Source organism: Vibrio sp. S11_S32 (assembly GCF_014694465.1).
Lineage (GTDB): Bacteria > Pseudomonadota > Gammaproteobacteria > Enterobacterales > Vibrionaceae > Vibrio > Vibrio algicola.
In genome coordinates this window covers 1-25,285 of sequence record NZ_JAAUWS010000019.1, presented here as the reverse complement: position 1 = coordinate 25,285, position 25,285 = coordinate 1, and the positions used below count along the sequence as shown (strand labels likewise).

Genomic DNA, 25,285 nt, shown 5'->3' with positions numbered 1-25,285 from the left:
CATATCTGACCAGTCATTCTTATGGCTGGTATTTGTGTAGCATGAAAAAGGCAGATTAGATGATTAGACAACGTACTTTAAAACAAGAAGTTAAAACGACTGGTGTGGGTCTCCACTCTGGGCGTAAAGTTACGCTTAATCTACGTCCAGCGCCAGCAAATACCGGTATTATCTATCGTCGTACAGATATGAATCCACCAGTGGATTTTCCATCTGATCCTAACTCAGTACGTGACACTGTGTTATGTACCGCTTTAGTTAATGACGATGGTATACGCATCTCAACGGTTGAGCATTTAAATGCAGCATTGTCTGGTATGGGTATCGACAACATCATTATTGAAGTTGACGCACCTGAAATTCCAATTATGGATGGTAGTGCCAGTCCGTTTGTTTACTTGCTGCAATCAGCAGGTATTGAAACACTAAATGCAGCCAAACGTTTTATTCGTATTAAAAAACCAGTACGCGTAGAAGACGGTGATAAGTGGGCAGAATTAGTTCCTTATGACGGTTTCCGCATGGATTTTGAGATCGAATTTAACCACCCAGCGATTGAATCAGATGAGCAGCACATGTTGTTTGATTTTTCTTCGCAAGCGTTTATTCGAGATATTTCTCGCGCACGAACCTTTGGTTTTATGCGTGATATTGAATATCTTCAATCACAAAACTTATGCTTAGGCGGCAGTTTTGATTGCGCTATTGTTTTAGATGAATACCGCATCTTGAATGAAGATGGTTTACGTTTTAGTAATGAGTTTGTGACCCATAAAGTATTGGATGCGATTGGCGACTTATACATGTCAGGCCACAGCATTGTCGGTGAGCTCCGCGCTTATAAAACCGGCCACGCACTGAATAATCAGTTGTTACGCGCATTACTTGCAAACCAAGAAGCTTGGGAATGGGCAACATTTGAAGAAGCTGCTGGATCTCCCGTTGCATTTGGTGACATCACCAATGCCGCGTTAGCTTAATCAATTAAGTTAATTTAAGAATTTAAAAAACCAGACCTCAAGTCTGGTTTTTTTTCGCCTGTTATTTAACATCAAGCTTCTCGGCTATTTTTTACCAAGCTTAGCTAATCGTTCAATTTGGCGCTTTAATTTTGGGGATGCCAGATCGGCAATCATTAATATAGATTGCGCTGCACTTTCACTTAATCCTGTTGGCTGGTATGGAGGTGCCGATTTTTCGTTGATAGGTTCGGCTCGATACAGATCGGGATTCACTTTAAACTCAATCCCACTTAACTTAGAAAATCCATTGGCGCGCAATTGAGACAGAATATGGATACGGTCATAATTTAATTTCATTTGCAGCGAGGCATTGGCCACTTCGATTAATAACTGACTATTTTTGATATTGGCGGCACGGCAATGAGGCCGAAAAGCGGGCGCTAAAATCGATTGCAAGGTTTTATTGATGGCGAGTATGTCACTGACATGCTGATTAAACTGATTCATACGAGGATCAGTGAATAAATCTTTGGTCAATGTTGGGCGATGGTCACGCATAATACTGGGTTAACTCTTGATGTGACTCAGGTACAGTCTTTATTTTAACGTATTGAGCATAAATTTAAGTCAGGAATTTCAAAAAAAACGATGTGTGATCAAAAAAAGTGATAATCCCTTAAAACAAAGGCGTTTGTAGATAGAAGATAGCGGCAGAATCCCATACTATATAGCCACTAAAATTTATCCTTGAAAATACAGCACTTCAGCACCATATGATAATAAGACAACCTTACCAGTATTCTTAGTGTTGAAGTATTGGCTGCAAGAGACTGAAATCAGAGATCCCAAGGATCGGAAAGAGAGATTCATAAATAATGTTAACTAAGTTACTGACCAGTGTCATTGGTAGTCGTAATGATCGAACTCTACGACAGCTAAACAAAATCGTAAATAAAATTAATAGTTTTGAACCTGACTTTGATGCCTTGACGGATGAGCAGTTGCAAAACAAAACCGTTGAATTCCGTGAGCGCTACCAAAATGGCGAGACCATCGATCAGCTATTACCGGAAGCGTTTGCTACTGTGCGCGAAGCTTCAAAGCGTATTTATGGTATGCGTCACTTCGACGTGCAGCTTATTGGCGGCATGGTATTAAACGGCGGAAAAATTGCCGAGATGCGTACTGGTGAAGGTAAAACCCTAACCGCAACCTTATCAGCCTACCTTAATGCTTTAGCTGGTAAAGGTGTTCACATCGTTACCGTCAATGATTACTTAGCAGCGCGTGATGCTGAAACCAACCGTGCGTTATTTGAATTTTTAGGTATGACCGTTGGTATCAACGTACCTAATATGGTGCCGCAACAAAAACAAGCGGCGTACCAATGCGATATTTTATACGGAACCAATAACGAATTTGGTTTTGATTATCTGCGTGACAACATGGCTTTCCGTCCGGAAGACCGTGTGCAACGTGAACGCTTCTTTGCCGTGATCGATGAAGTCGATTCAATCTTGATCGATGAAGCGCGTACACCGCTTATCATCTCAGGCCCTGCTGAAGATAGCTCAGATCTTTACACCAAAATTAACCTTCTTATCCCTTCTCTTGAGCGTCAAGACGAAGAAGATACCGAAGAATACCGTGGTGACAAACACTACACTATTGATGAAAAAGCCAAACAAGTTCATATGACGGAAACCGGTCAAGAGTTTGTGGAAGAGCTACTGATCCAAAAGGGCATGATGGAAGAAGGGGATACGTTGTATTCACCCGCTAATATCAGCTTATTACACCATGTGACAGCGGCATTGCGCGCGCATGTATTGTTTGAAAAAGACGTCGATTACATCGTAAAAGATGATGAAGTGATTATTGTTGATGAGCATACTGGCCGTACGATGCCTGGTCGTCGTTGGTCTGAAGGCTTGCATCAAGCAGTAGAAGCCAAAGAAGGCGTTAAGATCCAAAACGAAAACCAAACCTTGGCATCAATCACCTTCCAGAACTACTTCCGTCTATATGAAAAACTGTCGGGTATGACAGGTACTGCTGATACAGAGGCATTTGAATTCCAATCTATCTACGGTTTGGATACCGTGGTTATTCCAACTAACCGTCCAATGATCCGTAATGATATGCCAGATGTGGTTTATCGCACTGAAGAAGACAAGTTTGCCGCGATCAAAGATGATATCCAAGAACGTGTCAGCAATGGCCAGCCTATCTTGGTAGGTACGGTTTCGATCGAAAAATCTGAATTGTTATCGAATGCGTTAAAAGCGGCTAAAATTAAGCACAGCGTCTTAAATGCGAAGTTCCACGAAAAAGAAGCTGAAATTGTTGAACTTGCCGGTACACCTGGCGCGGTGACCATCGCAACCAACATGGCTGGTCGTGGTACTGATATTAAGTTAGGCGGTAGCTGGGAAGCCGAAGTTGAAAAACTGGTTGCGAAACAAGGCTCTGCTGCGACTGAAGAGCAAGTTGCTGAGATAAAAGCAAAATGGCAACAAGTACATGATGCGGTACTCGCCTCTGGTGGTCTGCATATTATTGGTACTGAGCGTCACGAATCTCGCCGTATCGATAACCAGTTACGTGGTCGTTCTGGTCGTCAAGGAGATGCGGGTTCTTCTCGTTTCTATCTATCAATGGAAGATTCATTGCTGCGTATTTTCACCTCCGACCGTATGGCTGGTTTAATCCAAAGTGGTATGGATGAAGGTGAAGCGATAGAAAGCCGTGTCTTGTCTCGCTCAATTGAAAAAGCACAGCGTAAAGTAGAAGGTCGTAACTTTGACGTACGTAAACAATTATTGGATTACGATGATGTCGCCAATGACCAACGTAAAGTGATTTACGAATTACGTGATGAGTTGATGGGCGCGGGTGATATTAGCGAAATGCTAGGTCAAAACCGTGTTGATGTATTGACCTCTATGTTTGCCCAATATATTCCGCCGCAATCTCTTGATGATATGTGGGATGTGGCAGGCTTAGAAGCGCGCTTGCAGGCTGATTTTGATCTCGAATTCCCAATTCAAGCTTGGTTAGATGAAGATGATAAATTGTACGAAGAAGTGTTATGCGAACGTATCATCGAACAAGCGGCGACTATCTATAAAGAAAAAGAAGAGGTAGTAGGCGCCGAGGTTCTACGTAACTTTGAACGTCAAGTGATGCTGCAAACGTTGGATACGCTTTGGAAAGAGCATTTAGCGGCAATGGATCACCTTCGTCAAGGTATTCACTTGCGTGGCTATGCACAAAAAGATCCAAAACAAGAATTTAAACGTGAGTCGTTTGAATTGTTTGGTGAATTATTAGATAGCCTAAAATTTGACGTTATTTCAACTTTAAGTCGAGTTCGCGTGCAAGAGCGCGAAGAAGTCGACCGTATGGAAGAGCAACGCCGCATTCAAGCAGAAGAAGCTGCCCGTCGTCAACAATACCAACACCAAGCGGCTGACGGTATTAGCGATGATGAGCAAGAAGGTGCACCTCAACCAATGGTTCGTGAAGAACGTAAAGTGGGTCGAAATGAACCTTGCCCATGTGGTTCAGGTAAAAAATATAAACAATGTCATGGTAAAATTGCCTAATTGATATTGTAAGGTGTTTTTGAGCTATAGATAAAAACAAAAGGTCGCTTCGGCGGCCTTTTTTAATATCCCTAAAAGCCTAAAAGCCTAAAAGCCTAAAAGCCTAAAAGCGTAAGAATACAAAAATAGCACAACAGGAGAGCCTCATGACTTTAACGCAAACATCTCGGTTACATATTGTGGCTGCGATTATTTTTAACCAGCAACAAGATCAGATTTTTATCACTAAGCGTCCTGCTAAGCTACATAAAGGCGGTTATTGGGAGTTTCCAGGTGGTAAAGTGGAATCTGGTGAAACGGCTGGACAAGGGCTGATACGAGAGCTGTATGAAGAGATTGACATTGAAGTCACAGCATTGTCTTTGTTTGAGCACTTGGATCACGATTACCCAGAAAAGAAACTAACATTTGATTTCTTTAGTGTCACCGCTTTTAGTGGCAAACCTTATGGCAAGGAGGGGCAAGAGGGTAAGTGGGTTAAGATTGAAGATCTAGTGGACTATCAATTTCCTGAAGCCAATCAACCTATTGTCGAAAAGCTATTAGCAACTCTCGGCTAGGGTATATATGAGTTGATTTAAGTTTTATCAACGCGATAAAAAAGCCAGATCGAGGTTTCCCTTAATCTGGCTTTTATTATTTATAACGCATTTTAACTTAAATCAAAACCTTCTAACCTAAGTATACTTATGCCCAGCCGCCGTTTTTCTTTTTACGACGTGGGATAAGATGAGGAAGCAATAAACCAAATAGTAAACCTAAACCAGCTACACCGCCGCCATACATGAAGTAACGGAGCAATAAGTCGTCTTTTTGGGTGTCTAATTTTGCACGCAGTTCACGAGCTTCAGCTTGAGAGTCTGATAACTGTTGATTAAGGTTACGGTAGTTAGTCTCAAGATCGGAAATCTGTTTGTTACTCACTTTTAGTGAACTGACTAAACCTGCTTTTTCTGTATCCGATGTTTTACGTGCATTAGCTAATGCATCTTTTACGCTAGAAAGCTCTTTCTCAAGTTGTGGCAAGCGAATCGACATACTGACATTCGCCGTCACGTATTTACTTTCAACCCAACCTTTACGGCCTTTGCTATCGACGACCTGAGAGAATCCGGCTGATTTGTTTGAGGTTAAAATCTTGATCACTTCACCTGCATCAACACTACCGATAATACGGTATTGATTACCTGGGCCAGAATGCAGATAAGTGAAAAGATTATCTGAGATATAGAAGTCACGTGCGTATGTCATTGGAGCAAAAAAAGTTGCTAGCAATACTAAGCAAAAAAGCTTTTTCACATTTTGTCCTTTTTAGTGATATGCGCTTGCCTGTGTTTACGATTTGGAAAAATTCCCATCGGCAAAAGCATTAAATAAAATTTGTTAAGGAAATAGTAAGAAGTTTCGACTTAACGTGCAACAAAAGAGGGAGCAAAAGCTCCCTCTTTGTGCATCTAAGCATCAATTATGACACGGCTTTGACAGAGTGTCGGTAATTGCAAGCTTATGCGCCGAATGCTGCTTTGATTGCATAGAAGAATACAATCGATAATACCGCGCCCGCGGGCAAGGTAACAATCCAAGATGCAACAATGTTACGTACTACGCCAAGGTTAAGAGCTGCAATACCGCGAGCAAAGCCAACCCCTAATACCGCACCCACCAGTGTTTGCGTGGTTGAGATAGGAAGACCTGTACCCGATGCAAGAACAACGGTAGAAGCGGTTGCAAGTTGAGCAGCAAAACCACGACTTGGGGTTAGTTCAGTAATACCCGTACCAACAGTAGCCATTACTTTATGCCCCATGGTTGCAAGACCCACCACGATACCAAGACCGCCAAGAGGTAAGATCCACCAAGCTATTTCACTTTTGGCGGTTAATTCACCCATGCTGTGTACGGTTGAAACCACGGCAGATAATGGACCAATTGCATTGGCAACATCATTCGAACCATGAGCAAATGCCATCGCACAAGCCGTTACCACCATTAAGATACTAAAGATACTTTCAACACCAGCAAAGCCATGCTCTTCTTTCTGGTTAGCAAATTTTTTCTGGATATAAATATAACCACCGACCATGACAATAGTCGAGAAAATGACAGAATATAACCAAGCTTCGCCATGGGTTAAATGTAGACCAACGTGCTTAAGACCTTTTTTGATGGTCACAAGTGCAATCACCATAGTGGTCAAGAACATATAAACCGGTACAAAACGTTTGGCATTTGCCATTGGTGTTTCGGTATCAAATATCAGTCGTTGTGCACTGACAAAAATACCATAGGCAAACAGACCCGCGATAAATGGTGTAATTATCCAACTACCCACAATGCCTTGTACCGAATGCCAATCAACCGCTTCAGTTCCGGTTGAGACACAAGCAAAGCCGATAATCGCACCAATGATTGAGTGGGTTGTCGATACTGGCCAGCCCATATAAGAGGCCAGTAATAGCCAAGTACCTGCAGCTAACAGTGCTGACATCATACCGTAAATTAAAATTTCGGGATGAGAGGTATAAAAGGAAGTTTCAATAACGCCATTTCGAATGGTGTCAGTCACTTCGCCACCAGCAAGATAAGCCCCTGCAAATTCAAAAATCATCGCAATAAAAATTGCTTGTTTCACTGTTAGCGCTTTAGAGCCAACAGAGGTGCCCATGGCATTGGCAACATCATTTGCACCAATACCAATTGCCATTAGGAAGCCAAATAACGCGGCTACTAAAATAATAGTTGTGCCGTAGTTTGCGAGGATATCCATCGTAATACCTAGTTTTTTAGACAACAGTTCGGGCAAGCAGACACAGGGAATCACACCCTGAACTTACCACATCAGTTATTTTTGCTATTTTGATTATTTTGTTGAATCGAACTTATGAACGAGACAACATGACTTCTAATCGAGCACCAACTCGTTGTGCTTGATCAGCAATACCGCCAACCCATTCTAAAATCTTGTATAAAAACATGACATCAATAGGATTGTATTTAGATTCAATTGCCATCAGTTGTTGGCGCAATGCAATTTGCATCATGTCAGTATCATCTTCAATTTCATCTAGTTGATTGATCATTTCGGCAACCAGTGTTACTTCACGACCTTTAAAACCAGTTTCAAGTAATTCATCTAGTTCATGGATTACTTTTTGCGCTTGACCTGCTGCATCGAGACAGCGAGCAACATAAGCAATAAACTCTTCATTTAGCTTAGATGGTATTTGCAGTTGACGTCCAATAACTCGACCTGCAATGTCTTTAGCAAGGTTGGCAAGTTTGTCTTGTTGCGTCAATAGCTCAAGCATGTCAGTACGGTCGACCGGCATAAATAAACCACGCGGCAATTTAAGACGGATTTCGCGTTTAAGTGTATCCGCTTCTCGTTCTAGGCGAGAAATGGTTTCACGACGTTTTTTCGCTTCTTCCCAATCACCTTGAGCACATGCTTCAAAGAAAGGAATAAGGTGTGAGCAACATTCATTCACACTAACAACGTGTTCTTGCAAAGGTTTAATTGGGGACTTTGCAAACAAGCCCATTATTGTATTTACTGGCATGGTTATTCAACCTACAAAAAAATATAAATTATAGGGCATCTTACCGTTAGATTACGGTCAAATGCTAGACAGCGGTATAAAGTCGCGCATGTTAACTTAATATCTTCGGCATTCATACCCTTTTAGAGCATCCGGTGGATCAATTCTAGAGCATTGGCTCGATCAATTCTTGGTTATTTGTTGCTTGCTCCTTTCATCATTACGCCATATCCTTTCTAGGTTATCAACAACGGACCTGACCATGGAAACTGAGATAGAACTGAAATTTTTTGTATCACCCGATTTTTCCTCTATTTTAAAATCTAAAATAGAAGGAATGAAAGTGCTTCAACACAGTTGTCGAACACTAATGAACCTCTATTTTGATACTCCGGATCAATGGTTGCGACAATATGATATTGGCATGCGGATTCGTCGCACCGATGATGTCTATGTTCAAACAGTTAAAACTTCTGGCAGAGTGGTAGCTGGCTTACATCAACGCCCAGAGTTTAACGCTGAACATAATAGTAATGAACCTGATTTATCGCTTCATCCAATCGATATTTGGCCAGAAGGCCGTGATTGGCAAGATCTGCAAAATGAGCTGGTGCAATTGTTTGAAACTAACTTTGAACGTGAGCAATGGTTGCTGAGTATGCCGGATGGCAGCCAAATAGAAGTGGCTTTTGATCAAGGTGTAGTGAGTGTTGGAGAGCAACAAACGCCAATTTGTGAAGTGGAATTAGAATTAAAATCCGGTCAGACCGAATCATTATTTACCTTAGCTCGTTTATTATCAGACAAAGGCGGTATGCGCTTAGGTAATTTAAGTAAAGCGGCGCGAGGTTACCGTTTAGCACAAGATTACCAAAGCGATCCGGTAGTGAACTTAACCTTAGTTGAGACTCAAGCCGATGAAACGGTTGAGGGCTGCTTTATCGCTTCGCTTGAACATGCACTATCGCATTGGCTTTACCATGAGCAAATTTATGCTGAGCAAGATTCGATAGCCGCACTTGAAGAAATTAATGAATCAATCAGTTTTATTCGTCAATTATTTCATGTATATGGTGGGATCATTCCGCGTCGTACCAGTGCCATTTTACGCCAAGAATTAAAATGGTTAAAAAATGAATTGTTGTGGTTGAAAAATTATCAGTACCTAGATGAGTTGACCGAAGATAAAGGCTATTTATTACGAAAGCTGGATAGCCAAAAATATCTGGTTAATGAATTAAATAGCTTACAACAAGCTTTACCTGATCGTGCTGAGATGCTGGGGTTGTTGCAATCGGCTCGCTATACCGCGGTGTTGCTTGATCTTAGTCGTTGGATATTATCGCGTGGATGGCAACCATTCTTAGATGATAAAGCCAAACAAAAGATGGGTAAAAACGTCGCTTCTTTTGCGAAAAAACAACTGAATCGCAGTTGGCAGGAGTTGGTTGAAGTTTTTCCACCAGAACGTAGCTTCAGCTGCCAAGATTATATTGATCAGCAGTTGTGTTTAAGTCGAAATTTGTATACTGGCTTAGCGTTTGCTTCGTTATTTGAGTTGGAATTAAGAACCCAATTTCGTTTGCCTTGGGTTGATTTGATGCAAGGGATTGATGATTTATTGACGTTAACCCCGCTAGAGCAATTACAAGATCAATTAGACGAGGATCAACAAGATCAACTCGACCGCTGGCTTAAGCGCCAAGAGCATTCTATTTTACATGCTATGGAGCAGACTCGAGCGCATTGTCTTGAGATCACCCCTTATTGGCATGATTAAGTATTAACGCTGGCTTTTAAGTCGTAGTAAAAAGGGATCACTCGATCCCTTTTTTATTATCTGGTGTTTCATTATTGCCCTGTCGCTGGATCTTTTGCTCTAGACGATCAACCTTATCAAGCAATTGTTGTTGCTGGTTTAGAATCTGTTCAAGGTTACTTTTATATTGCGCATTTTGTTTATCGTGTGGTGTGGCGATAATGGATGCTAGCAGCCCTGAAATCATACCAAAAATACCGACCCCGCAAACGATTAGTACCGAAGCCAAAACCTTGCCTGCAAACGTGACTGGGAAATGGTCACCGTAACCTACGGTCGAAATAGTGACAATACTCCACCAAAGTGCATCGGCAGCTGTGTGTATGTTTGTGTTGGGGGCGTTCTCCTCAAACAATAGCATTAAGCTTGAGCCTAAACAGAGCAAAATAATTAACAAGGTGAATATAGTGGCAACGGTGGCTTCTTTACGGTTTTCTAAGATTTGTTGTCCGATTTTTTTTCGAGATCTCAGCATTAAGAAAATACGAATAATATGTAGCAGTCTAATATAACGAAAAAACTCAATGCCAGGCAAGCTGGCGAGAAAATCTAATGCATGCACTTTTAAATAGCGTAGGCGCAGCTTAGATCGATAACAATCTAAGCTTAATTGAAATAAAAATAGAGCACAAATTGCAGTGTCAATTCCCACCATAGTATGACGAGTATCTTGTGGTAACGGCACAAACAACAAGAAGGAAACTAATATGACGGATACAATTGAAAGTAACAATGACATTAAACTCAATGGCTTAAAGTCTGCATCACTGTAAAAATTAGACATGTGAATTTCCTTTAGAACTTAAATTTGAAATCATAGTCAGGAACCTTACAACTATTTTAATTAACATGGAACGCGGTACTAACGTCGTAGTAAGAAAAACGGTAGAGTGTTAGTTCAACATAAATATTGCTCAATCGATTAATAATATTTAGGCATTAAACAAGGAAACGTTATGGTTATTTGTGCGCAGCTGCAACTGCAGCAACAAAAATCTCTGGATGCTTTACAGCAAATTCATTCGGCTATATTAACCGATTGGCCATCGACTGTAATGCAGCAGCTAACACAAGTTTTAGCGATCAGTGATTTTATTGTTGAATCTTTATTGGCAGATGCTGCATTAGTTGCCGCGTTACCGCAATTATTATCGAGCACCAATCGATCTCATCATTATCGAACTGAATTGGCATCGAAATTAGCGGCCTGTGTTGATGAAGCGTCATTGATGCATCAACTGCGCCTGTTTCGTCGTCAAGAAATGGTGATTATCGCGTGGAGAGATTGTCTACTCAAACAAAATCCTAAGGCGAATATATCCAAGAGTGACTGGAATTTAGAAAAAAGCTTATCTCACTTGTCGCTATTGGCCGAAGCGATGATTTTTGAAACCTATCAATGGCAGTATCAAGCGTGCTGTAAAGAGTGGGGAACACCGTGCAATAGTGAAGGCATACCTCAACCTATGCTGATTATTGGTATGGGGAAACTCGGCGGTGGAGAGTTGAACTTTTCCTCTGACATTGATTTGATTTTTACTTATCCAGAAAATGGTCAGACTCAAGGCCAACGTCGCAGTATTGATAACTCACAATTTTTTACTCGTTTAGGGCAGCGGATCATCAAGTCACTCGATCAACCCACCTATGATGGTTTTTGCTATCGGGTCGATATGCGTTTGCGTCCCTTTGGTGAAAGCGGCCCATTGGTGATGAGTTATGCGGCGTTAGAAGATTACTATCAAGAACAAGGGCGAGATTGGGAACGTTACGCTATGGTCAAGGCGCGGGTGATGGGCAGTGAAATGTATCCGCAATATCAAGAGCTCCGCCAAATGCTGCGCCCGTTTGTGTTTCGCCGTTATATTGATTTTAGTGCGATTCAATCTTTACGCCGGATGAAGTCGATGATCCGCTCGGAAGTGCGTCGTCGTGGTCTCACTAATAATATTAAATTAGGCGCGGGTGGGATCCGAGAAGTAGAGTTTATTGCTCAAGTATTTCAATTGATCCGAGGTGGTCGTGAACCCAGCCTGCGTGGTCGAGGATTATTGGAAACCTTAACCGCGATTGATGAGATGGATCTGCTTGAAGCTGGCGATGTGAAGGCCTTACGTGACAGCTATTTATTCTTACGTCGCTTAGAAAACCTGATCCAAGCATTGCATGACAAGCAAACCCAAACCTTGCCAGATGATATGCTCGATCAAGCGCGCTTAGTCTGTGCGATGGGCGCAACTGATTGGGGGCAGTTAACCACTCAAATTAATCAGCATATGCAACAAGTGCATTCAGTGTTTGTTGAGCTTATTGGTGAAGATGAAAACCAAGAGCAAACAATCGCCGCGCATTTTATTGAAATGTGGAATATGGCGGCGCAAGCGGATGTCCTCGCCAACATCCTGACCACTGACGTCAAGATAGAGCCAGCGGAAGATCTGGCTGCAATAATTACTCAATTTAAGCAAGATTTGGCTAAGAAAACCTTAGGCCAACGTGGGCGTGAAGTGCTGGTACAACTAATGCCAAAAGTATTTGAGGCGGTGTTTGCTAACCCAGACGCTGAGTTTGGTTTAGCCAGAGTGTTGAGCCTGTTAACCAAGATTGTTACCCGAACCACTTATCTCGAATTACTTGAAGCCCACCCTGGCGCATTAAAACAATTGGTTCGTCTGTGTACTGCGAGCCCGATGATTTCGGAAAAATTGGGGCGTTATCCGATCTTATTAGATGAATTGATCGATCCACAACAGCTTTATAACCCGATCGCGTTATCGGATTATCGCTCTGAATTACGCGACTTTTTAGCTCGTATTCCCGAGGATGATATGGAGCAGCAAATGGAAGCGCTGCGCCAATTTAAGCAAATTTGTATTTTAAAAGTGGCTGCTGGGGATATTGCAGGGGTTTTGCCGGTGATGAAGGTCAGCGATCATTTAACTTACTTAGCCGAAGCTATTATGGACGCAGTCGTGCAGCAAGCTTGGTTGCAAGTGAGTGAAAAGTTCGGTCAGCCTCGTCATCTCGAAGGTCGAGAAGGGAAAGGCTTTGCGGTGATAGGTTATGGCAAAGTTGGCGGCTGGGAGCTTGGTTATGATTCCGATTTAGATGTGGTTTTCTTGCACGATTGTCCGGAAAATATCACCACCGATGGCAAAAAAGAAATTGATGGTAGGCAGTTTTATTTACGCTTGGCGCAACGCATTATTCATATATTTTCAGTGCGTACCCCATCGGGTATTTTATACGATATTGACACTCGGTTACGTCCATCCGGTGCCTCTGGGTTACAAGTTTGCAGCGCACAAACCTTTGATGAGTATCAGCATCAAGAGGCTTGGACATGGGAGCATCAATCCTTAGTGCGAGCGCGCATGATTTACGGTGACGACCCGCTGGAACAAGCTTTTAGTCAGACCCGTTTTACTATCTTGACGCTGGAGCGCGAAAAAGAAAAGTTGAGCCAAGACGTGGCCGATATGCGAGTGAAAATGCGCGAGCACCTTGGGGCGAAAAAAGCCGGCCGCTTTATGTTAAAGCAAGACAAAGGCGGCATTACGGATATCGAATTTTTGGTGCAGTACTGGGTGCTGCAATACAGCCATCAATACCCATCATTAACTCAATGGTCGGATAATGTGCGTATTATCGGCGTAGCAGCGCAAGAGCACTTATTGAATACTCAACAAGCTGAGCAATTAATCGAAGCCTATACTTGCATGCGAGATGAGATCCATCATAGGAATTTACTCAAGCAAGATGCCGATGTTGATGAGTCGCGCTTTATTGAGCACCGAACCTGCATTGAGCAGCAATGGCAAGCGTGGTTACCACAAAGCCCGAAAGCTAAACCCTAATTTAAAGCTAAGACTCTAGGGGCTGTTGATCTTTCGTGATTAAATTTTGTTCGAGATAAAAGCCTTTTAATCGAGGAAAGTCGATTGAAGCCTATTCTAAGTAAATGAGACTTAACGAAGAGTAAAAGGCTTTTAGCCGAACCCTTCGGGCTGCGTTTGTTGGTCTTTTCTACTTCGTCATCGGCTTTTCGTGTAGCCAGCTACACCACAAAGCCTCTTTCTTGTATAAAAACCCAACAATTCGCAGCAAAAACAACCACGAAAGATCAACAGCCCCTAGAGTTAAGAGTACAGGGACGAGCTTGATTTGATTTTTCGTTATTGGTGAATGTGATATGATCCGCACCAATGTATTCAAATGATTCAATAATTATATTTTAGATTGAGCACCAATAGACTCAATTTGCGGAGAACGTTATGAAACCTATTTTGCCTAACTATGCTGAATCTGGCGTGTTAATTATTGGCGATGTGATGCTGGACCGTTATTGGTATGGCCCAACTGCGCGTATTTCTCCAGAAGCGCCAGTGCCAGTGGTTAAGATTGAAAATAATGAAGAACGTCCAGGCGGCGCGGCAAACGTGGCAATGAATATCGCTGCGCTGGGTGGTAACCCTAAGTTAGTCGGTTTGACCGGTGATGACGAACCGGCGCAAGTCTTAAATCAAAAGCTTTCATCATTAAAAGTGTTGTGTGATTTTGTGGTGATCCCTGAACTGCCAACCATCACTAAATTACGCGTAATGAGTCGCGGTCAGCAGTTGATCCGTTTGGATTTTGAAGATGATTTCGCGGGCATTGATTCTAACCTTTTGATACAGCGCTTAGAGCAACACTTACCGCAAGTACAATCGTTGATTTTATCGGACTATGGCAAAGGTGCGTTAGAGGGTGTGCAAGCGATGATCCAAAAAGCGCGCGCGGCGAAAGTGCCGGTATTTATCGATCCTAAAGGCGCTGATTTTGAGCGCTACCGTGGCGCGACATTATTAACCCCAAATTTGTCTGAATTTGAATTGGTGGCGGGTAAAACCAAAGATGAACAAGACTTGGTTGAAAAAGGGCTCGCTTTAATCGAGAAATTTGATTTTGAAGCTCTGTTGGTCACTCGTAGTGAACACGGTATGACTTTATTGCAACGTGGACAACAACCGTTCCATTTGCCAACTCAAGCGCAAGAAGTGTTTGATGTGACCGGCGCTGGCGATACTGTTATTTCAGTTTTAGCCGCTTCAGTGGCTGCTGGTAAAGACTTAAAAGAATCATGTGCATTAGCCAATGCCGCGGCTGGCGTGGTGGTGGGTAAGTTGGGGACTTCCACTTTATCGACTATCGAGCTGGCAGAAGCAATCCATGGCAGCAAAGATACCGATTATGGTGTGATCAGTGAATCGGCTTTAATCGATGCGGTAAAACGAGCCCGTGGGCGTGGCGAAAAAGTGGTGATGACCAATGGCTGTTTTGATATTTTGCATGCCGGTCATGTGTCTTATTTAAATAATGCCGCTGAATTAGGTGACCGCCTAATTGTTGCTGTGAATACCGATGAATCGGTTAAAATGCTAAAAGGTCCTGGCCGCCCAGTGAATCCAACCGATCGCCGTATGGCGGTGCTGGCCGGTTTAGGTTCCGTTGATTGGGTGGTGCCGTTTAGCGAAGAAACCCCACAGCGTTTAATTTCCACTGTATTGCCGAGTATTTTGGTGAAAGGCGGCGATTATAAACCCGAAGAAATCGCTGGTGGTGAAGAGGTGATTGCGGCAGGCGGTGAAGTCAAAGTGTTGAACTTTGAAGATGGTTGCTCGACCTCTGAGATCATTAATGCGATTAAAGGTGGGAAGGGGTAACCAATAAAAGAAAAAGCGAGATCCCCTATCTGCTCGTTCTACTCGTGTATGGGATGACGATTTTGATATCAATTTTTCACTAAAACACATTGATACGAATAATAAAAATGCCACTTCATTTGAAGTGGCATTTTTTATGTTTGATCAGTTTTAGTTATTTAATCGTTTTCAACGTTGAATGCAGAGAAAAGTGTAAAAGGGCATGGATGGCCTTTTCTCAAGCGAGGCTGCGTCTTTTCGGCGTATTCAAATTGAGCCAATATTAAATAAAACTGGTATTACTTAGTCGCTGCTGTCTTGATCAAGCCGGCATTAATATCTAATACGTCTTGCTCACTCAGTGTACCAACCGCGCCTTTCAATTGAAGAACACTTAAAATGTAGTTGTAACGTGCATCGGATAATTGGCTGTTGGCATCGTATAAACGACGCGTTGCATCCAATACATCAACGATAGTACGAGTACCAACATCATAACCGGCTTCGGTTGCTTCTAATGCAGACTTAGCAGAAATAACCGATTGCTCGTACGCGCGGATGGTTCCGATCGAAGCATTAATATTGTTGTAGTAAGCACGAACGTTTTTCACTACGCCACGGTAGGTTGATTCGAGTTGCTCACTAGCAGATACGTATTGGTATTCAGCTGTTTTGACGTTAGCGCTGGTTGTACCACCTTGATACAAAGGAACAATTAAGTTAACGCCAATGTTGTAATCGTTACTGGTGTAGTTGCCCGTTGCCGAATGGTCATCATGGGAATCAATATCTGAATATTGGTAACCACCATCTAAAGTCAAAGAAGGTGAGTAACCTGAATTTGCCAATGAGATATTACTTTTAGCAATATCTTGACCGATACGGGCCGTCAATAATGACAAGTTCTTTTGTTGCGCTTCATCAACTAAGGCACTTGAATTAGTTTGTGGCGAATTGGCTGAAAAACGTTTGGTGTCTAGCAAGGCTAAATCTTTATTCATTTGGCCGGTGATTTCACGTAATTCTTCATAGCTGTTGGTGACATTGTTTTCGCCAATGATTTCATCGGCTAATACGCTATCGTATTGTGCTTGTGCATCATGTACATCAGTAATAGCAGACAAACCGACATCAAAACGTTGTTTCGTTTGTTCTAATTGACGAGCAACTGCTTTTTTCTCAGCGCGGATAAAGGTTAGGCTATCTTGTGCTTGTAATACGCCGAAATAGGCTTGCGAAGTACGCAAAATCAGATTTTGTTGTTCAGCCGCGTAAGCAGAATCTTGTTGGCGAGCATTTTGCTCTGCGATGTCTAAGTTCACCCAGCTATCACGACGATAAAGTTCTTGAGAGAAGTTCACACCTGCAGTGAAAGCATTATCTTCATTGGCTAAACTCGAAATATTTAAAGGGTCGCTGTTATGAGCGTTAATATTTCGATTAATATTGTAACCCGCGGTTAAATTGATCTGAGGCAAAAGGTCACCACGGCTCGCTTCTATCGCGGCAAAGGCAGAATCACGATCCGCTTTTGAGCGCAGTAGTTGAGGATCATTTTCTTTTGCTTGATTATAAATCTGAGCCAAATCATCAGCGTGCGCAGTAGTCATGCCACCAAAAGCGAGACTGATGATAAGTGGAAGCAGCTTTTTCATTATTCTTTCCCGCTTATAAAATTAATAAACAATAATCTTTTGATTGTAACCTAAGTAACTAAAATGTTATGCAATCTTTTACATTAATTTACCATTTACTATCCGAATGGACAATAAAAAAGAAGAAACTAAACTAATCTCACTGTTTTTCAAAAAAAATGACAGCAAAGCTTGTCGAATTTGCCGACTCGTGATTAGATTATCGGTCGGTCAAATCAAGCACCATTATTGATTTTATTCTCTTAACATGAGTTTTACTATTATGAGCAAATCTAAACCGGTTTCGAGTACATTTCATCGTGATGATATTAAAGTCGAGAGCAAAGAAACGCTCTTTCGCGGCTTTTTTAAAATGGTGAAATATACTTTTCGACATCGTTTGTTTGCGGGTGGTTGGAGTCAACCTGTTGAGCGTGAAATGTTTGAACGAGGCCATGCCAGTGCTTTGTTACCCTATGATCCAACTCACGATTTAGTTGTATTAATTGAACAAATTCGAGTTGGTGCGCTCGAACATACTTCGCCATGGCAATTTGAGATCATCGCGGGTATGAATGATGAAGGTGAAAGCCCAGCCGAAGTGGTTCGCCGTGAAGCACAAGAAGAAGCCGGTTTAACGGTGAATAATATTGAAGCGATCAGTCATTACTACCCCTCTTCAGGCGGATGTTCAGAAACCTTAGATGTATTCGTAGGGCAAGTGGATGCCAGTCAAGCATCCGGTGTGCACGGGCTTGAAGACGAAAATGAAGATATTTTGGTGCATGTGGTGACCCGTGAGCAAGCGTATCAAATGGTGCGTGATGGCACGATTGAAAATGGCGCATCCATCATCGCTCTGCAGTGGCTTGAGCTAAACTATAAAGAATTACAACAACGCTGGTAAATTTACCTTGTGGTTGAAAATTCAGCTTTGTTGGCTACGTTCGTTTCCTTTAATGAATTTGAGTGTTTTAAAGAGACAAAATGCAAAAACCTTATCATGTTGATCTAGCTGGCTTAATGCGGGTTTATGAAACCAATTATGCCAAAATGAACGCCTTGATCCCACACGATCCCGATGTGGGCGAAACCCGTTCGTATCAAGTTTCTCAAATTGCTTATCAACTTGAAGTAAAAGAAGTAACGCGCTACACCACCTTGGTTGATGTATTCCAATGTGATGTCCGCCCAGTATTTCCTCTTCCACGTATGCAGGTACGCCTTTACCATGATGCTCGTGTTGCGGAAGTGTGTGCTAGTGAGCAGATTTCGCGAGTGCAAGCAAGGTATGATTACCCGAATAAAAACATGATGCAAAAAGATGAAAAATTCCAACTCAATCAATTTTTGGGTGAATGGCTCACTTTTTGCTTGAGACATGGGATTACCCGAGCCCCAATCTACTAACCAAGTGCTGATTTATTAACTAAGGTATGCTTAGCAAGTTAAGACAGACTATATAAGAGTTTAACGCATTGAATAACATTGAAACTATCAGCACTACGCAAGATGTAGTGACCTTTGTACAAATCACTGACACCCATCTTTTTTCTGATGAAAAAGGCGCGTTGTTAGGGGTGAATACATTCGATAGCTTTACTGCAATCGTGGAAGACATTCAAACTCAAGACATTGCTTGTCAAGCTTTGTTAATGACAGGGGATGTGTCGCAAGATCATAGTGATGGATCCTATCAACGTTTTGAGCAAGGCATCCAACCGCTGAATAAAGATTGCTATTGGTTGCCTGGTAATCATGACTATAAGCCTAGCATGAGCAGCATCTATCCTTCGGCGCAAATTAAACAAGCAACCCATCTTCTTGCAGGTGAGCATTGGCAAGTCATTCTGCTCGACAGCCAAGTAGAAGGGTGTCCTTATGGCGAATTATCAGCGCAGCAATTAGAGTATCTGGCGCAAAAACTGGCCGAATACCCACAACGTTATAGCTTAATTTTAATGCACCATCACCCAAAATTGGTGGGCAGTGAATGGCTAGATAAACATTGTTTGCATAATAGCGAGCAGTTTTGGCAAGTCGTCGCGCCACATTCTAATGCTAAAGCAGTGTTGTGTGGCCATGTCCATCAAGATTTTCATCAGCAGCACAATGGAATGGAAGTGATCACCAGTCCTTCTAGTTGTGTGCAATTTAAACCCAATTCTAATGAGTTTGCGGTGGATAAAATCGCACCAGGTTGGCGGTCGCTTTCATTACTGCCTAATGGTGATATTGAAACTCAAGTTTACCGTCTATCCGGAACCGATTTCCTACCAGACTTTGATGCAGAAGGGTATTGAGCTCGAATTTATCAGCTAGAATAAACGCGGATTATATATTCAAGTTTGACTAGTATCTATTTCGAGGAGTTGTCCGTGTCTAAACCTTCCATGCTTTTGTATCTCCATGGTTTTAATAGTTCCCCTCTGTCCTTAAAAGCCAATATCATGCAAAGCTACTGTCAGCAGCATCGACCTGATATCAAGCTTGTGATCCCACAGTTACCTAATTTTCCAGCCCAAGCGGCAGAATACCTATCAAATTTGGTACAGCAATATTCAAGCGAATATCAAATAGGTTTAGTGGGTAGTTCACTGGGTGGATATTTATCGACGTGGTTAAACCATCACTACGGTTTTCGCGCGGTTGTGGTCAACCCTGCAGTGCGTCCTTATGAATTGTTGAGCGGATTTTTAGGGCCGCAAGTGAACCCTTACACCCAACAAAACTATGTGTTGGAAGCAAAGCATATTCAAGAATTGAAAGCCTTAGAGATTGAGGTGTTATCATCAGCGCAAGATTTTTGGGTGTTACTGCAAACCCAAGATGAAGTGTTAGATTACCAGCAAGCAGTTACTAAATACGTTAGCAGTAAAGTTACCGTTGAAGAGGGAGGCGATCACAGTTTTGTTGATTTTGAACGCTACCCTGAGCAAATAATCAAATTCTTACAGCTTTAAGTTACCTTGGTAAGAGCCTCCGCCAGTAAGACGAGTGTAGTCTTCTGATTGAACTCGTTGTAAGCTAACCATTCCGCAATGTTGAATTGCCACTATTTATCTAGAGTAATGCTTTTTTATTATGACTGAACAATATAATGCAGGTGCGATAGAAGTACTTAATGGGCTTGAGCCGGTACGCCGCCGCCCTGGAATGTACACTGATACCGTACGCCCAAACCATTTAGCGCAAGAAGTGATCGATAACAGTGTCGATGAAGCCTTAGCGGGTCATGCTTCTAAAGTTCAAGTGATTTTACACCCCGATCAATCTATTGAAGTGATGGATGATGGTCGCGGCATGCCAGTGGATATTCACCCAGAAGAGAAAATCTCGGGTGTTGAGCTGATTTTTTGTAAGCTGCATGCGGGTGGTAAATTTTCTAATAAGAACTATCAATTCTCTGGCGGTTTGCACGGGGTGGGTATTTCGGTGGTTAACGCCTTATCAAAACGCGTTGAAGTCACGATTAAGCGCGATGGTCAAGTGTATGAGATTGCGTTCGAGCATGGCAATAAAGTGTCAGAGCTTGAAGTCACCGGAACTTGTGGTCGTCGTAATACCGGCACCAGCGTTCATTTTTGGCCAGACGCCTCTTACTTTGATTCGGGCAAATTTTCGGTCAGTCGCTTAATCAATAATCTGCGCGCCAAAGCGGTATTATGTCCAGGACTTGATGTCGAATTTATCGATAAAGTGAATGATAAAACGCATCAATGGCATTATGAAGATGGTCTAAAAGATTATCTTATGGAAGGGGTTAAGGGGTATACCCTACTGCCTGAACAACCATTTACTGGTGTATTTAGCGCCCAAACGGAAGCGGCGGATTGGGCGATCATTTGGCTGCCAGAAGGTGGCGAACTGATCACTGAAAGTTACGTTAACTTGATCCCAACCGCGCAAGGCGGAACGCACGTTAATGGTTTACGCCAAGGTTTGCTGGATGCGATGCGTGAGTTTTGTGAATTCCGTAATTTATTGCCGCGTGGCGTTAAGCTAACCGGTGATGATGTGTTTGACCGTTGTGCTTATGTACTGTCGGTTAAGATGCAAGACCCACAATTTGCAGGGCAAACCAAAGAACGTTTATCGTCTCGTCAATGCGCCGCTTTTGTGTCTGGCGTGGTTAAAGATGCCTTTAGTTTGTGGCTCAATGAAAAACCACAAATTGCTGAATTATTAGCTGAAGCTTGTATTGCCAGTGCTCACCGCCGCATGCGAGCCAGCAAAAAAGTAGTGCGTAAGAAAATAGCATCCGGCCCCGCGCTACCAGGGAAATTAACCGATTGTACGGTGCAAGATCTTAGCCGCACCGAACTTTTCTTAGTGGAAGGGGACTCGGCAGGCGGCTCTGCTAAGCAAGCGCGTGATCGAGAGTTCCAAGCTATCATGCCTTTGCGTGGTAAGATTCTAAACACTTGGGAAGTCTCTTCCGATCAAGTGTTGGCTTCCGATGAAGTGCATAATATTTCGATAGCTCTTGGCATTGATCCGGATACCGATAATCTTGATGGTTTACGCTACGGTAAAATTTGTATCCTTGCCGATGCCGACTCTGATGGTCTGCATATTGCCACCTTATTGTGTGCATTGTTTATGCGTCATTTTGAATCTTTAGTCCGCGCAGGCCATGTCTATGTAGCGATGCCGCCACTGTTTCGTATTGATTGCGGTAAAGAAGTCTTTTACGCACTGGATGAAAGTGAAAAAGATGGCATCTTAGATCGCTTAAGCAGCAAAAAAGCAAAAATTAACGTGCAACGATTTAAAGGACTGGGCGAAATGAACCCACTTCAATTGCGTGAAACCACTATGGATCCTAATACTCGTCGCTTAGTGCAACTGACCATCGATGATGATCAACAAACGATGGAAATGATGGACATGTTATTAGGTAAAAAACGCGCTGAAGACCGCCGTGCTTGGTTGCAAGCGTATGGCGATAAAGCTGACGTTGAGCTTTAAGCTTTTCAAAAAAACAGCTTTTAGAATAGATAACTCGCTAAAACAGATAAGTCGCTAGAATAAATAAGCGGTTAGAATAAACAAGGTTAATTAATGAGTTCTGAAATCACATTTGACGGCGTTGAACAGTTAACGTTACGTAAATTCACCGAAGATGCGTACTTAAACTATTCAATGTACGTGATCATGGATCGTGCCCTGCCGTATGTCGGGGATGGTTTAAAACCGGTGCAACGTCGTATTATTTATGCGATGTCTGAGTTAGGTTTATCGGCTGCCTCAAAATACAAAAAATCGGCTCGTACTGTCGGTGATGTATTAGGTAAATACCATCCACATGGTGACTCCGCTTGTTACGAAGCGATGGTGTTAATGGCGCAACCTTTCTCTTACCGTTACCCATTAGTGGATGGTCAAGGAAACTGGGGTGCGCCAGATGATCCTAAATCATTTGCAGCGATGCGTTATACCGAAGCAAAACTGTCTAAATTTGCCGAAGTATTATTAGGTGAATTAGGCCAAGGCACGGTGGAATGGTCGCCAAACTTTGATGGCACTATGAAAGAGCCAAAAATGTTACCGGCGCGCCTTCCTCATATTTTGCTTAATGGTATTACCGGTATTGCGGTGGGGATGGCAACCGATATTCCGCCGCATAACGTACGTGAAATAGCTGGCGCAACGGTACATTTACTCGATAATCCTAAAGCCGAATTATCGGAAGTCATGGAGTTTGTAAAAGGTCCTGATTACCCAACTGAAGCGGAAATTATTTCGCCGCCAAGTGATATCGAAAAAATGTATCGCACCGGTCGTGGCAGCATTAAAATGCGCGCGGTGTGGCACAAAGAAGCCAGTGATATTGTGATTACTTCACTGCCTCATCAAGTCTCAGGCGCGAAATTACTAGAACAAATTGCCAACCAAATGCGCGCTAAAAAGCTGCCAATGGTGGACGATTTACGCGATGAATCGGATCACGAAAACCCAACTCGTATTGTGATCGTGCCGCGTTCTAATCGCGTTGATTGCGATCAGTTGATGAACCACTTGTTTGCTTCGACCGATCTTGAGAAGAACTTCCGCGTCAATCTTAATATGATTGGTACCGATAATCGCCCTGAAGTCAAAGGCTTGATTAAGATCTTGCAAGAGTGGATTGATTTTCGTCGTATGACGGTGCGCCGTCGTTTGCAATACCGTTTAGATAAAATCTTAGATCGCTTGCATATCTTAGAAGGTTTGTTGGTTGCGTATCTTAATCTCGATGAAGTGATTGAAATCATTCGTCGTGAAGATGAGCCTAAAGAAGTATTAATGGCGCGCTTTGGCATTAGTGAAATTCAAGCTAATGCGATTTTAGATACTCGTTTACGTAATCTTGCTAAGTTAGAAGAAATGAAATTACGCGGCGAGCAAGATGAGCTTGAAAAAGAACGTCAAAAACTTGAGTTATTGCTGGGCTCTGATCGTCGTTTAAATACCTTGATCAAAAAAGAGATTCAAGCCGATGCTGAAAAATACGGAGATGATCGTCGCTCTCCATTGATTGAACGCGCCGAAGCTAAAGCATTAACCGAGCGTGATTTGATCCCAAGTGAGCCGATCACGGTAGTGTTGTCGGAGAAAGGTTGGATCCGTCATGCCAAAGGGCACGATGTTGATGCTTCAACGTTAAACTACAAATCTGGCGATGGCTATTTAGCCCAAGCGCATGGTAAGAGTAATCAACCGGCGGTATTCCTAGGAACCGATGGGCGCAGTTATTCGCTCGAATCGCATTCATTGCCTTCGGCGCGCAGCCAAGGTGAACCTATTACTGGGCGTTTAAATATAAATGCGGGCACCAGTGTTAGCCAAGTGATCATGGGTGAAGAAGAGCAACTGTGGTTAGTTGCCTCGGATGCCGGTTATGGTTTTGTGTGTAAAGGCGGGGATTTACTGTCGAAAAACCGTAGCGGTAAAGCCTTGATTAATCTACCTCAAGCGGCTGAAGTATTACCACCGAGTCAGGTTTCCAACCTTGAGCAAGATGAGATCTTAGTGATCACCAATGAAGGTCGAATGTTATTATTCCCAATTAAAGATTTACCGCAATTGGGTAAAGGTAAAGGCAATAAGATCATCAATATTCCTTCGGCCAAAGCCAAGGCGCGTGAAGAGTTTGTCACTCAGCTTATCTCGATCCCTTATGGCGTGACGGTAACCTTGTATGCGGGTAAACGTAAACTAGGTTTGAAACCGATTGATTTGGATAATTTCCGCGGAGAACGGGGTCGTCGTGGGGCGAAACTGCCACGTGGATTACAACGTGTTACTCGGATTGAAGTCGAGAATAATGATAAAGGCAGTGAAGAGTAATATTTCACTTTCATTATCGAGCATTTTAAAAACCAGCATTTGTTGCTGGTTTTTTTATGCTTGTTAACTGAGTTGCATAAAGATGTATTCGTTTGCGTTCTCAAGTTAGCGTTTTTCAATGTAAGTAATGTTTGTAACTAGAGCAATAGGAGATCTTGATGACGAAACTATATTGCCCAATAGGACAATATGCAGCCAAATTCATTGCTAACAGAGAGAGTATTCTCTCATTAAGGTTGAACTCATGGCTTATTTACACTTTTTGTTTGGTTTAATTGTGGTATGCGGCATGGCATTTTTTGCTAGTCGTAATAAGTCGGGTGTTAAAATTCGCTACATTATCCAACTATTAATTGTTGAATTGGCGCTGGGCGCATTTCTTCTTAATTAAACTATAGGTACTACCATCATTCGTGAAATCTCGGCAGCCTTTGAAGCTTTGATGGGCTTTGCGGCAGAAGGGACCAATTTTGTTTTCGGTGGTTTAGTCAATAAAGGGGAGTTTGATTTCTTCCTCGCGGTATTAATGCCGATTGTGTTGATTTCAGCCTTAATTGGTATTTTACAACACATCAAAGTATTGTAAGCGTTCACCAGCACCCTATTGACAGGCGAATGTGACGATCATCACTTGATCTACAATTGCCTATTGAACGATCCTTTTTATGCTTCATTATCTTCACATGAGCAGAAAAAAAGAACCTAAA

Annotated in this window: 18 protein-coding genes and 1 pseudogene; 13 read left to right on the top strand and 6 right to left on the bottom strand. The window is 42.5% G+C overall.

The window, feature by feature from the left end; translation table 11 throughout:
* Positions 1-59: 59 nt before the first annotated feature.
* Positions 60-980 (top strand): UDP-3-O-acyl-N-acetylglucosamine deacetylase, encoded by a 921-nt coding sequence (gene lpxC / locus HC723_RS10580; RefSeq protein WP_153446084.1) that lies wholly within the window; start codon positions 60-62, stop codon positions 978-980.
* An 84-nt stretch (positions 981-1,064) separates the two neighbouring features.
* On the opposite strand, the gene HC723_RS10575 is transcribed toward lpxC, so the two are convergent.
* The gene (locus HC723_RS10575; protein WP_238925455.1) at positions 1,065-1,469 is read right to left on the bottom strand and encodes a DUF721 domain-containing protein; all 405 of its coding nucleotides are present in this window, start codon (positions 1,467-1,469) and stop codon (positions 1,065-1,067) included.
* 368 nt (positions 1,470-1,837) lie between these two features.
* On the opposite strand from HC723_RS10575, the gene secA reads away from it, so the two are divergent.
* A complete protein-coding gene (gene secA / locus HC723_RS10570) occupies positions 1,838-4,570 on the top strand; it encodes a preprotein translocase subunit SecA (protein ID WP_190339037.1) in 2,733 nt (910 codons plus the stop codon).
* Between the two features lie 146 nt (positions 4,571-4,716).
* Positions 4,717-5,130 (top strand): 8-oxo-dGTP diphosphatase MutT, encoded by a 414-nt coding sequence (gene mutT / locus HC723_RS10565; RefSeq protein WP_190339036.1) that lies wholly within the window; start codon positions 4,717-4,719, stop codon positions 5,128-5,130.
* Positions 5,131-5,257: 127 nt separating this feature from the next.
* Here mutT and HC723_RS10560 read toward each other — a convergent pair whose 3' ends face one another.
* The 3 genes from HC723_RS10560 to HC723_RS10550 all read right to left on the bottom strand — a co-directional run bounded on the left by HC723_RS10560 (position 5,258) and on the right by HC723_RS10550 (position 8,130).
* Positions 5,258-5,869 carry a TIGR04211 family SH3 domain-containing protein gene (locus HC723_RS10560; protein ID WP_153446092.1) on the bottom strand — a complete coding sequence of 204 codons (612 nt, stop codon included), beginning with the start codon at positions 5,867-5,869 and terminating at the stop codon, positions 5,258-5,260.
* Positions 5,870-6,074: 205 nt separating this feature from the next.
* Positions 6,075-7,337, bottom strand: coding sequence for an inorganic phosphate transporter (locus HC723_RS10555; protein ID WP_153446093.1), 1,263 nt, complete (start codon positions 7,335-7,337; stop codon positions 6,075-6,077).
* 112 nt (positions 7,338-7,449) lie between these two features.
* The gene (locus HC723_RS10550; protein WP_153446094.1) at positions 7,450-8,130 is read right to left on the bottom strand and encodes a TIGR00153 family protein; all 681 of its coding nucleotides are present in this window, start codon (positions 8,128-8,130) and stop codon (positions 7,450-7,452) included.
* Between the two features lie 241 nt (positions 8,131-8,371).
* On the opposite strand from HC723_RS10550, the gene HC723_RS10545 reads away from it, so the two are divergent.
* A complete protein-coding gene (locus HC723_RS10545; RefSeq protein WP_190339035.1) occupies positions 8,372-9,889 on the top strand; it encodes a CYTH and CHAD domain-containing protein in 1,518 nt (505 codons plus the stop codon).
* 37 nt (positions 9,890-9,926) lie between these two features.
* On the opposite strand, the gene HC723_RS10540 is transcribed toward HC723_RS10545, so the two are convergent.
* A complete protein-coding gene (locus HC723_RS10540; protein WP_190339034.1) occupies positions 9,927-10,712 on the bottom strand; it encodes a potassium channel family protein in 786 nt (261 codons plus the stop codon).
* A 172-nt stretch (positions 10,713-10,884) separates the two neighbouring features.
* On the opposite strand from HC723_RS10540, the gene glnE reads away from it, so the two are divergent.
* Both glnE and hldE read left to right on the top strand, forming a co-directional pair.
* Complete coding sequence (gene glnE, locus HC723_RS10535) at positions 10,885-13,785, top strand: bifunctional [glutamate--ammonia ligase]-adenylyl-L-tyrosine phosphorylase/[glutamate--ammonia-ligase] adenylyltransferase (protein WP_190339033.1); 2,901 nt, start codon at positions 10,885-10,887, stop codon at positions 13,783-13,785.
* Positions 13,786-14,202: 417 nt separating this feature from the next.
* Positions 14,203-15,633, top strand: a complete 1,431-nt coding sequence (gene hldE / locus HC723_RS10530; RefSeq protein WP_190339032.1) for a bifunctional D-glycero-beta-D-manno-heptose-7-phosphate kinase/D-glycero-beta-D-manno-heptose 1-phosphate adenylyltransferase HldE — start codon at positions 14,203-14,205, stop codon at positions 15,631-15,633.
* A 278-nt stretch (positions 15,634-15,911) separates the two neighbouring features.
* On the opposite strand, the gene tolC is transcribed toward hldE, so the two are convergent.
* Positions 15,912-17,267: an outer membrane channel protein TolC gene (gene tolC, locus HC723_RS10525; RefSeq protein ID WP_190339031.1), complete on the bottom strand. Its 1,356-nt coding sequence runs from the start codon at positions 17,265-17,267 to the stop codon at positions 15,912-15,914.
* Positions 17,268-17,529: 262 nt separating this feature from the next.
* Between tolC and nudF the strand changes: the two genes are divergently transcribed.
* From nudF to HC723_RS17705, 7 genes and pseudogenes are all read left to right on the top strand, one after another.
* On the top strand, positions 17,530-18,153 hold the full coding sequence (nudF, locus tag HC723_RS10520; protein WP_190339030.1) for an ADP-ribose diphosphatase: 624 nt from the start codon (positions 17,530-17,532) through the stop codon (positions 18,151-18,153).
* 80 nt (positions 18,154-18,233) lie between these two features.
* Positions 18,234-18,656 carry a DUF1249 family protein gene (locus HC723_RS10515; RefSeq protein ID WP_190339029.1) on the top strand — a complete coding sequence of 141 codons (423 nt, stop codon included), beginning with the start codon at positions 18,234-18,236 and terminating at the stop codon, positions 18,654-18,656.
* A 77-nt stretch (positions 18,657-18,733) separates the two neighbouring features.
* On the top strand, positions 18,734-19,549 hold the full coding sequence (gene cpdA, locus HC723_RS10510) for a 3',5'-cyclic-AMP phosphodiesterase (protein WP_190339048.1): 816 nt from the start codon (positions 18,734-18,736) through the stop codon (positions 19,547-19,549).
* A 90-nt stretch (positions 19,550-19,639) separates the two neighbouring features.
* A complete protein-coding gene (gene yqiA, locus HC723_RS10505; RefSeq protein ID WP_153448107.1) occupies positions 19,640-20,209 on the top strand; it encodes an esterase YqiA in 570 nt (189 codons plus the stop codon).
* A 121-nt stretch (positions 20,210-20,330) separates the two neighbouring features.
* The gene (parE, locus tag HC723_RS10500; protein WP_190339028.1) at positions 20,331-22,217 is read left to right on the top strand and encodes a DNA topoisomerase IV subunit B; all 1,887 of its coding nucleotides are present in this window, start codon (positions 20,331-20,333) and stop codon (positions 22,215-22,217) included.
* A gap of 93 nt (positions 22,218-22,310) precedes the next feature.
* Positions 22,311-24,578 (top strand): DNA topoisomerase IV subunit A, encoded by a 2,268-nt coding sequence (gene parC, locus HC723_RS10495; RefSeq protein ID WP_153446108.1) that lies wholly within the window; start codon positions 22,311-22,313, stop codon positions 24,576-24,578.
* Positions 24,579-24,822: 244 nt separating this feature from the next.
* Positions 24,823-25,164, top strand: a pseudogene (locus HC723_RS17705) (Na+ dependent nucleoside transporter N-terminal domain-containing protein).
* The last annotated feature ends 121 nt before the right edge of the window (positions 25,165-25,285 follow it).

What these genes read in the sequence shown, in the direction of transcription:
- lpxC (WP_153446084.1), top strand. Translation starts at nt 60, where the DNA reads ATGATTAGACAACGTACTTTAAAACAAGAAGTTAAAACGACTGGTGTG.
- parE (WP_190339028.1), top strand. Translation starts at nt 20,331, where the DNA reads ATGACTGAACAATATAATGCAGGTGCGATAGAAGTACTTAATGGGCTT.
- HC723_RS10550 (WP_153446094.1), bottom strand. Translation starts at nt 8,130, where the DNA reads ATGCCAGTAAATACAATAATGGGCTTGTTTGCAAAGTCCCCAATTAAA.
- yqiA (WP_153448107.1), top strand. Translation starts at nt 19,640, where the DNA reads ATGCTTTTGTATCTCCATGGTTTTAATAGTTCCCCTCTGTCCTTAAAA.
- tolC (WP_190339031.1), bottom strand. Translation starts at nt 17,267, where the DNA reads ATGAAAAAGCTGCTTCCACTTATCATCAGTCTCGCTTTTGGTGGCATG.
- mutT (WP_190339036.1), top strand. Translation starts at nt 4,717, where the DNA reads ATGACTTTAACGCAAACATCTCGGTTACATATTGTGGCTGCGATTATT.
- secA (WP_190339037.1), top strand. Translation starts at nt 1,838, where the DNA reads ATGTTAACTAAGTTACTGACCAGTGTCATTGGTAGTCGTAATGATCGA.
- HC723_RS10575 (WP_238925455.1), bottom strand. Translation starts at nt 1,469, where the DNA reads ATGAATCAGTTTAATCAGCATGTCAGTGACATACTCGCCATCAATAAA.
- HC723_RS10515 (WP_190339029.1), top strand. Translation starts at nt 18,234, where the DNA reads ATGCAAAAACCTTATCATGTTGATCTAGCTGGCTTAATGCGGGTTTAT.
- HC723_RS10555 (WP_153446093.1), bottom strand. Translation starts at nt 7,337, where the DNA reads ATGGATATCCTCGCAAACTACGGCACAACTATTATTTTAGTAGCCGCG.
- nudF (WP_190339030.1), top strand. Translation starts at nt 17,530, where the DNA reads ATGAGCAAATCTAAACCGGTTTCGAGTACATTTCATCGTGATGATATT.
- glnE (WP_190339033.1), top strand. Translation starts at nt 10,885, where the DNA reads ATGGTTATTTGTGCGCAGCTGCAACTGCAGCAACAAAAATCTCTGGAT.
- hldE (WP_190339032.1), top strand. Translation starts at nt 14,203, where the DNA reads ATGAAACCTATTTTGCCTAACTATGCTGAATCTGGCGTGTTAATTATT.
- HC723_RS10540 (WP_190339034.1), bottom strand. Translation starts at nt 10,712, where the DNA reads ATGTCTAATTTTTACAGTGATGCAGACTTTAAGCCATTGAGTTTAATG.
- HC723_RS10545 (WP_190339035.1), top strand. Translation starts at nt 8,372, where the DNA reads ATGGAAACTGAGATAGAACTGAAATTTTTTGTATCACCCGATTTTTCC.
- parC (WP_153446108.1), top strand. Translation starts at nt 22,311, where the DNA reads ATGAGTTCTGAAATCACATTTGACGGCGTTGAACAGTTAACGTTACGT.